Here is a 7456-nt window from a genome sequence, read left to right as displayed (position 1 = left end):
ACCCCCTGGGTTGGGTGGGGTTTGTTTTTTTCTTTGGGCTTGATCGCGGCGCCTTTCAACCCTACAACTCCGGTGCCTGTCTTCACGCCTGAAGTCTGAGCCCTAGACGCGAGGTCGGCGCGGGCTCGGTGGTCATATGGAGCCATTCGTGATGAACTTCATGGCTGTCCGACCAGGCCGATGGGCCCATCTCACGCTCGCCACGGAAGCTCGGCGGCGCGTCTCGCGCCTCTACCGAAGCGAGGTGGAGGAAGCTCCAGCACGATACGGAGCCAAGAACTTGGTCAGACTCGACAACATTGCCTGCGGTGCCTGCTCCGCGACCCAGTGGGCAGCGCCAGGGATGACTACGGACTGTACGTTGCTTGCGGCGTTGGCCATCGCCTTGCCAACATCAGAGCCGTAGCTTTCCGCTCCGCCGATAGCCAGAACGGGCATCGCAAGCTTCGTCTTGGAACGCTCCTCGTTCTGCGCAAAAGTGGCGTCAAAGGCGCGATAGAAACCGAAAGAGCCACGCAGGGTCCCGGGGTTGGAGTAGAGACGCACGTAGTACTCGATCGCCCAGGCAGGCAGCTTCCCACCCTGAACAGCGAACTCGTAACCGAAGTAGATCTTCTCCCGCCCGCTGACCAGCTGTTCCGTAAGGTTGCTGTTGACGCGGTTGAAGGGAATGTGCCAGAGCCTGTTGTTGAACGCCTCGGGGGCAAACAGCGGAGGCGAGGCTGCGAGTCCCCCCACTCCCGGAAGGCCCGGAACTTCAGCAAGTGCGACCCTCTCGACCCGGTCCGGGTGATCCGCGGCCAGCGCGTAGCTGATGACCATTCCGGTGTCGTGGCCGGCCACGGCAAACCGACGATGGCCCAGCGCGTCCATCAGAGCGATCAGGTCGTTCGCGAGGGTGCGGGTGTCATACCCCGTCTGCGGCTTATCGGTGAGTCCGATGCCGCGCTGGTCGACGGCAATGACGGTGAAGTTCTTCGCCAGTGCCGGCATCAGCATGCGCCACGCATACCAGTTCTGCGGCCAGCCGTGCACGAGCAGCAACGGGGGGCCATCGCCGCCCACGACCGCGTGCTGACGAATACCTCCAGCACGGACCAAGCGGCTTGCGAACGTGTCCTTGAACCCGGCCGGGAGATTCGGAGCTGTCGAAACCGCCCCGAAGCCCGACGGCGTGCGGTGGGAGGGCACAGCTGCGGAAGCTTCTGCCAGTCCGCCGGTCAGCGAGATGCCCGCTGCCACCGCAGCAGTGGCAGCTGCGCCACCGAGGACGGCGCGCCGTGACAATCGACCGCCGGAACGATGCGATGACGTCGTTCCGCCGATGCCATCGTCGGCGGAGGGGTCCACAGGGGACATATTCATGTGATCTTCCTTTGATGGTTTTCCGGAATGTCGGGTCGAAAGGGCCGAAAGGGTCGAATCTCGAGCTCGCCGAGACTGGCTCGCTCACATCGCCGCACGGCCGAAGAGCAGAGGGGGTTGGCCGCTCCACAGGCGGGTCACTGCCCGCCGCACTGGTCAGCGGGCGCAATGCCGAGGGACTGACAGCCGCAGCGGTCGCGCGTGGCCTCGGCGAAGGTGCGGAAGCCGGTGGAGGTGCCCCACATGTAGGAGGCGGATGCGAAGTCGGTGGCGTGGGCAGCGTCGGGCTGCTGCCGACGCTGCTCGACGGATCGCGTTCACGGGGACCAGGGCGACCTCGGCTCCCGCCTTCTCGGCGCCTCGCCTGGTCACGCTGCGCCGGTAACGGCAGTCACCTGGAGGAGTTGCGTCAACGTATCGGATGCAGTCACGGGCTGGATGCGCAGACTGCCGTAGCCCGGTCATCGCTGCTGCGCACGTGTGAGGCCGCACGGGTGGCATTGCTCTTGGCGGATTCAGGCAGATGCCTGCCAACACCCATCCGCCGGGAGCTTCACCCGCCTGCCTCAAACACCCATTGATTGAAGGGGAGGCGAAACGGACTACGCCTCGGCCCGACCTTCTTCTGCAGGCGGCGAGGTCTGGACCGGCGCCTGAGTGCCGCGCTCCTGCAGGTTGGTCCTCGGTGTGCGCTCGATCTGCAGGCTGAGCAGTTCCGGTCGGCTGTAGTGACCGCGCGCGTCCATCAGGCGCTTACGTACATTGATCAGGGAAAGGTCAAGATCGGCGATGACTTCGCCTTCGCCGGACGTGAGCGGCTCACTCATGATGCGGCCCTCGGGGTCGACGATGGCGGTGAAGAAGCCGGCGGAAAACATCCCGGCAGGGCCGCCCGTGTCCTTGGCGAGCTGTGCCTGCTGGTCGGCATCCAGCCAGGCGGTGGCATTGACCACGAAGCAGGCAGATTCCAACGCGTGCTGGCGGATGCTTACCTCCATCTGTCCGGCGAACAGAGGGCCGCCGAAGGCACCAGGGAACATTGCGGCGTGAATCTGCTCGCCGTCGGCGATCAGCGCGTAACGCGCCAGCGGCTGGTAGTGCTCCCAGCACGCAAGCTGGCCGATGCGGCCTACGGCGCTGTCGACAGCCCGCAGGCCCGAACCGTCGCCCTGTCCCCAGACCATCCGCTCGTGGTACGTCGGCGTGATCTTGCGGCGGCGCTGGATCAGAGTGCCGTCTGCGTCGAACAGCAGCTGTGTGTTGTAGATCGTTCCACCGTCGCGTTCGTTGACGCCGATCGAGACGACCATGTTGGCTTCCCTGGCGGCTTCAGCGATCGCATCGGTGTCGGAGGACGGTACGGTGACCGACTCCTCGAGCAGGCGCAGGTGCTCCTTGGCCTGGGTGTAGGGCGGTTGCACGAAGGCGAAGTAGGGGTAGTAGGGGACGACAGTCTCGGGGAAGACTGCGAATTCGACCCCCTGCTTGCCCAGATCGCGGATCTTTTGCACGACCTTCTCGATGGTGCCCGCACGACTGTAGAGCACTGGACTGATCTGGACTGCGGCAGCCTTTACGACGGTCATGTGGTGACTCCTGAGGAATGATGATAATGCCATATACGGCATGTGTAAGGATATTTAGGTCATTACGCAACGTGCGGTACCGGTTACCCGCAGATAAAGTTCGCCACCTGGCCGGCCGGGGGTTTCGTCGATGCCAGGTCGCCCCGGCAATAGGAGCATATGCTCATATGTGGGAGGTGGCAAGCCGAGCCCCTGACGTGCCATGAAGCGGTTCGAGTCCCGGCTCTCCCGCGCCACCATCACGCTCACCCGGCCCGGCACCCGGGCGTTCGCCCCGCGAGGTGTTTCCGGTGCACTCGCGTGCTGGCCGCTCGAGGGCCGCGACGGCGGCATCCGCGACGATCTCGGGGGACCGAGACTTCTCCAGTACTCCATCGCCGCCCAGGATGTTCTTCACCGCGGCCGTGGCGATGTAGGTCTCGAGCCATGGGCGGTCGGCGGCCACGCCCCGGTCGGCGTACTCCGCGGCCCGCCCGAGGGTCAGCAGCCGTCATGCCGTACTTCGTCATCGTGGACGTCGGGTGGGCGCTGAGCCACCGTGTCGAAAGGTTGAGCGGTGGGGCGAGCAACGGGACGTGCGGGTCGGTGCCCGTGCGCAGGAGCGGGAGCGCCGTGCTGGAGATCAGACAGGTGCCGCGAAGCTGGATCGATCGCAGCCTCACCCAGCGGCTGCGATCCGCACGGCCCATGCACCGGCCGAAGGTCGCCCGTCGGCCCACCGGGCGGGGCGTCACCCGCGGCATGTCTGTATCAGTGCCCGCCCCGCCGAGGTCGAGGACCCGCAAGGTGCCCGGTCACTGGGAGGGCGACCTCGTGATCGGCACACGGCCCTCAGCGATCGCCACCCTCGTTGAGCGCACCAGCCGGTACACCGCCGTCGTCCCGCTGCCGGACGGCATCAAGGCCGGGCACGTCGCACCACACCTCGCCCGAAGCCTCCATGGCATCCCGCCCCAGCTACGGCGGACGCTCACCTGGGACCGGGGCCGCGAGATGGCAGAACACCAGACCATCACTGCCGAGACCGGAATCCCGATCTACCCCTGCAAACCGCGAAGCCCCTGGCAGCGCGGCACCAACGAGAACACCAACCGCCTGCTACGGCAGTACCTGTCCAAGGGCGCGGACCTCCGCACGTTTCGGCCGGGCCGACCTCGCCACCATCGCCCACGAGCTCAACCACCGTCCCCGCGCGATCCATGACTACCTCACTCCGGCACAGGCCTGCGCTGACCTCCTGAACAGGGGGGATGCGCTCACTACTTGAGTTCGGCCTCGTTAGCCGACACTCGAACCAGTGCGGAGCGGGGGTGGGGGTATCGCCTCCATAGACGTCGTGGTGGCACAGCATCAGTCGTCTTGAGTGGTGTGATCGCCGTCCAGCCCGTCACGCTCGATCGCTGTGGCCGTATCGGTTTCGCCGCTCGTCTCCCGCAGCCGGCTCAAATACCACACCGCGCTTGAGTTTCCTCCTTCGGCGGCGCGGCGGTAGGCATCCTCGGCCCCGGCGTTGTCGCCGATTCGTTCCCGCAGGCGGCCTAGCTCCGTGACTATCTCGGCAATATCCTCATTCAGTTCCTTCTGGCTGAGGACTTCAACGGCGACCTCGCACATGGTCAGTGCGCCTGCCAGGTCACCACCGTCCATCCGCCATTGGATCCTGTTCCGGTAGAGAAAGGAGCTGTTCTCGGTGAAGAGGTCCTTGCTGAGGTACCGGTGGTACAGCTCTCGTGCCGACGACTGGTGCCCTGTCTGCTCGTGGAGTCGCCCAAGTTCCAGCAGTGCTGTCCCCGCGTCGCCGGCGCGCTCGTAGAGGACTACTGCCTGTTCGACATCTCCGCGGTGCTCGCACAGCTTTGCCAGCTGCGCAGAGATATAGCCGTTTTCTGGATGACCTTCTAGGTATTGGCGGTAGAGCGATTCCGCCCCGTCCAGGTCGCCGGCGTCTTCGCGCATCCGCGCCCAGGACGTAAGGGTGCTCCAGTCATCCGGGTCGCCTTCTAGGCGCTGGCGGTAGTAGGCTTCGGCGCCATCGAGATCTCCTGCTTTTTCCCGCAGCGAGGCCAACTGGTAGAGCGCCGATGTATCACCGTGTTCCGCGGCTTGGGTGTAGAAGGCTTCGGCCGCTTCGGGCGCGCTGTTCGTGTAATGGTCACCGAGTTTGAGCAGGCCGCTGGTGTCCCCTGTTCGGACCGCGGCTACGGCCACCGCTGTTGCACTTTCTGGATGGCCCGACTCGCATCTGAGTTCAACGAGCTTCGCGAGCAGACCAAACGGGCTGGAGTGGTCGGCAGCTGAGGCGGCCAGCGCGATGGCATCGGCACCGTCATGGTCGCCTTGCAGTTCGAGGGTGCGCATCAGACCCTCACAGGCCGCGCTGTTGTCCGGATAGGCATTGAGAGCGCCGCGGTAGAAGTCCTCCGCCGCCGGGAGGTCGCCGGCCTCGCTGCGCAGGTCCCCCAGGGATCCAAGGATTGAGGACCGGTCGTAAGGGTCGGCGATACCGCGACGAAGAGCCTGGTGGTAGCGGGTTTCCGCGTCTTGGGGCTCGCCGGAGAATCGGTGCAGCCAGGCCAGGCGGGTCATGGCCACCGGGTCGCCGGCATCGGCAGCCAGGGTGTACAGGTCCCGTGCTCGCCGACGGTGCTGGCGCTTCTCCGCGGCATCGGCCAGGGCGACCTGGTCCGTGGGCGTAGGTGCGAAAGATGCCGCCTCCCACAGGGAAGTCGGCGCGCTGCGCAGCGGGCGGGTACGGCGGTCGTACTGTTCGAGATAGTCAGCCAGCCGGTACAGCTCACCGTCGGCAGTCTGCCACGGCGGGGACGTCTTCCTGGCAAGCATGCCAGGGGCGTTGCGGATGAATTCGGTGCAGTCGTCCATGGCACCGGTGAACCAGCGGTCGCCGAGCCGGTCGCGCTGGGAGCCGGTCAGATATCCCCAGGCGGCCCGTTTCAGAAAGGCCCGGGAAAGATACGGGCCGTGACCGAGCCGGCGTGCGTCCATCGCGGCGTGCACAACGGCTTGGGCCGCTGCTCCGGCTGCGTGGTAGCTCTCCAGTAGGGCGGGGCCTGCGGCCAGGTACTGCGTGATCTCTCCGTCGTTCGCGCGGATCGCCGCTTCTTCCAGGCGCGGATCCGTCGATGCCGCGGATCGCAGGGTCTGCAACTCCTGTGGGGTGAAGCTGTCCGGTATTCGGATCAGCTGGGCGCTGGACAGCAGCTTGCGCGCCTGCGCATGCGGGTCTGATGGCGGCTCATGGTTCCGGGCATGCGGGTCTGGACCGGCGGACGACCGGGTGAGGGTTGTCCAGTAGTCCGGCCACGCGGTACCCAGCACGAGTACTGGGCCCCGTCGGGGGTCGCGCAGGAACTCGCGCAGCCCCGCTGCTACACGCTCTCCCGCGTCCGTCTCGTTCCCGTCCAGGTATTGCTGGATTTCGTTGAGCCACATCACGGTGTGCGGGGCTACCGACGGCAGTTCCTGAAGGAACGCCTCGGCAGGAGTCGGGTTGATGGGGTGCCAGAGCCGCCAGCCGGGAAGCGTCCGGATGGCCTCCCAGCAGGCGCGGGTCTTGCCCGTTGACGAACTGCCCACCAGCACCGCCACCTGGTTCCTACCGGCTGCCGCCGCCTGCACGATTTCGCGGAGCGGCAGATCATGGGCCCGTTCGATATAGGGCGGCAATACCGGCAGCGGTGTCCCATCCTGCGGCGGACCTGCGTCGATGGCCGGGTGAACTTCGAAGGCGCGGGGATCAACCGCGTCTTTGACCGGCAGTCCTGCTGGCGCGTACCTCCGTGCTTCGATCCACAGCTTCCGGACTCGGCGAACCAGGTCGCCTTCGCTGTCCCTACCGTCCCAGGCCCCCGGCGCAAGGCGAGCAAGGGCGACGGCGATCGCCACTGTATCCGCCTGGCTGGGCGGCACTTCCGGCGAGGCGATGTAACGCCGAATCGTGTCGCGCCTCGGCGCCCCGTTGATGACCAGATCATCGTTGTCGGTTTCTTGGATCTTGGCGGTGATCTCGTCCAAGGTCGGGCATTCAGCTATTTCGTACAGCTCGTACAGCAGGTCCTTCAGATCCCGCAGGGGGCCCGGGCCCGCTTGGGCCCGTTTCATCGGATGGGGACGCTTCACCCGGCCGTTCCCGTCGCCACTCATCGCACCATCATCGCCTGATGGCGTCAGGCCACCAGGGGCTGAACAGGAAGTCCTGCGCCACAGCGCCAGGAGACGTCGCCACTGAGAAACCGGCCCCCAGCCGCCCTCAAGCTGAACCGCGTTGACCGACTGCCCACCGCTGATCGCGACCCGATGGAGGACTGATGCCCCAACGTATCCGCCGCCAGCGCCCGGCCATGGCCCGCGCCGTGTTGGCCGCCGTCATTTCCGGTACCGCCCGCGCCGTCGTCACCTGGCTGCTGGACCAGATCCACACGTGAACCCGTCGGGGGTGTTGGGGGGGGCGGGCGGGGGCCACCCCGAGAGGGCGGGGGCGGGGCGCG

4 protein-coding genes are annotated in these 7456 nt (G+C 66.2%); 1 reads left to right on the top strand and 3 read right to left on the bottom strand.

Annotation, left to right across the window (positions count from 1 at the left end; translation table 11 throughout):
• Window positions 1-231 precede the first annotated feature (231 nt).
• Window positions 232-1365: an alpha/beta fold hydrolase gene (locus ACFW2E_RS05925; RefSeq protein ID WP_384462038.1), complete on the bottom strand. Its 1134-nt coding sequence runs from the start codon at window positions 1363-1365 to the stop codon at window positions 232-234.
• Window positions 1366-1967: 602 nt separating this feature from the next.
• Window positions 1968-2951 (bottom strand): nitrilase-related carbon-nitrogen hydrolase, encoded by a 984-nt coding sequence (locus tag ACFW2E_RS05920; RefSeq protein ID WP_384462035.1) that lies wholly within the window; start codon window positions 2949-2951, stop codon window positions 1968-1970.
• Between the two features lie 612 nt (window positions 2952-3563).
• Between ACFW2E_RS05920 and ACFW2E_RS05915 the strand changes: the two genes are divergently transcribed.
• Complete coding sequence (locus tag ACFW2E_RS05915; protein ID WP_384462032.1) at window positions 3564-4154, top strand: IS30 family transposase; 591 nt, start codon at window positions 3564-3566, stop codon at window positions 4152-4154.
• A 147-nt stretch (window positions 4155-4301) separates the two neighbouring features.
• On the opposite strand, the gene ACFW2E_RS05910 is transcribed toward ACFW2E_RS05915, so the two are convergent.
• Window positions 4302-7112 carry a tetratricopeptide repeat protein gene (locus ACFW2E_RS05910; protein ID WP_384462029.1) on the bottom strand — a complete coding sequence of 937 codons (2811 nt, stop codon included), beginning with the start codon at window positions 7110-7112 and terminating at the stop codon, window positions 4302-4304.
• Between the last annotated feature and the right edge of the window lie 344 nt (window positions 7113-7456).

The organism is Streptomyces sp. NPDC058964, assembly GCF_042741275.1.
Taxonomy (GTDB): domain Bacteria; phylum Actinomycetota; class Actinomycetes; order Streptomycetales; family Streptomycetaceae; genus Streptomyces.
This window is presented reverse-complemented; position numbering and strand designations above follow the sequence as displayed.